1 tRNA gene is annotated in these 1,156 nt (G+C 33.0%); it reads right to left on the reverse strand.

The features are described from left to right. Nucleotides 1-1,017: 1,017 nt before the first annotated feature. A tRNA-Asn gene (locus CP366_RS10330) sits at nucleotides 1,018-1,090 on the reverse strand. Nucleotides 1,091-1,156 lie beyond the last annotated feature (66 nt).

Here is a 1,156-nt window from a genome sequence, read left to right on the forward strand (position 1 = left end):
CCTTACATGTCTGTTTTTAAGCTCTCGTCGCATCTCTCGAAGCGACTTTATTAATTTACCTTATTTTCTCCGCTTTGGCAAGTCTTGTTCTTCGTTCGGGTTCTATGTGTTTTTATGAAATATTTATTCTGATTGTAGCAATTACATTAGTAGAATCTGCTTTCAATTATAGAAATATCACCTTAACTCGTTAAAAACTTTATAAATCTCGAACTATATTTTTAAAGGTAAGCAAAAAATATTTTTATTTTTTGTTATTAAGCTGTATTTTCTGCCAAAATAATATTTAATTTATCATTTTCACTAATAACAAGCCACAATTTAAAAACTATTTTTCAAATTTCTCTTATGTTGCTGTAATTCATAGTTACCTTTGTGCGACATATTGACACATATTAACCACTTCAGAATGAATTTCCTAGATCTTGGTACTTAGATAGAGGCATGCTTGTCATCTGTTCACTTAGAACAAATAGTCAACACAGCGCGCTCCAACATACGAGATCAATTAAAAGTCCCTGTCATCTGCTTTGCACACATAGTTTTGTTATAGCTGTTTATCTAAATTCAGGTCAATACGAATTGTCTGAGCGGTTTAATTATATTTTAGAAGTAAAAAATAGCATTGCTACCTAATTACAAGGAGATACAGTAATAATTACCAGTTATTTTTTCAATCTCAACCGTACTAATTCTGATCAGAATTTTGTTAACTCATTTTTGTATAATTAGCCTACTACAATCAGAACCCCAACAGATTCCTAGATATAGATTTCTTACCTAATTTTACTGTCGTTGAATATTTATAATAATCTATCTATAAGATTTTTATGCACTTAAAAAGAGAGCATAGTCTCCGTAATCAATTCAATTAAGCTTGTTAGGAGTTTTACTATGTCTTCTATTAATGATTATATTAAATTTGACCCTCAAGTCATGCTTGCTTAGCCTAATTAACCTTTTAACATACCCAAAAGGCACAAAAAAAGGAAGCCTTCCGCTTCCTTCTTCCCTTTACTCCGGCTGTCAGACTCGAACTGACGACATCTTGATTAACAGTCAAGCGCTCTACCAACTGAGCTAAGCCGGAATATTAAAAAAGAGCACGGCAGCTTCCTTTCCTCGCAGGCAGTTGCCCACCAACTACTTTCGGCGT

Source organism: Lactobacillus sp. UMNPBX15 (assembly GCF_002553785.1).
Classification (GTDB): domain Bacteria; phylum Bacillota; class Bacilli; order Lactobacillales; family Lactobacillaceae; genus Lactobacillus; species Lactobacillus crispatus.